The sequence below is a fragment of the Pleomorphochaeta sp. DL1XJH-081 genome, from assembly GCF_049310885.1.
Classification (GTDB): domain Bacteria; phylum Spirochaetota; class Spirochaetia; order Sphaerochaetales; family Sphaerochaetaceae; genus CAYZJV01.
This window is the reverse complement of record NZ_JBMDYO010000160.1, coordinates 1-254: the sequence shown is the minus strand read 5'-3', so window position 1 is coordinate 254 and position 254 is coordinate 1. Positions and strand designations below refer to the sequence as shown.

The 254-nt window shown below is 54.7% G+C and carries 1 protein-coding gene; it reads right to left on the bottom strand.

Annotation, left to right across the window (positions count from 1 at the left end):
- Window positions 1-254 (bottom strand): aminoacyl--tRNA ligase-related protein (locus tag ACODJP_RS14300; protein WP_422482638.1); only part of this gene is annotated, 254 nt, incomplete at both ends.

Here is a 254-nt window from a genome sequence, read left to right as displayed (position 1 = left end):
CGAAGAGCGCCCTGTGCAACATCACCGGGCGTTTTGTCGAGCCATCCTCGGCAATATAGCCAATATCAAATCGCTCAGGCAGATTCATATCCACCTGTAGCGTTCCGCACTGCCAGTCACGACCAATCGCGTCGCGTAACACAAACTCCAGTTTAGGGCCATAGAAGGCACCTTCACCGGGATTTACCGACCATTGTAATCCCTGCGCTTCCAGAGAGGCTGAGAGCGCGTTTTCCAGCCTATCCCAGTCTGCG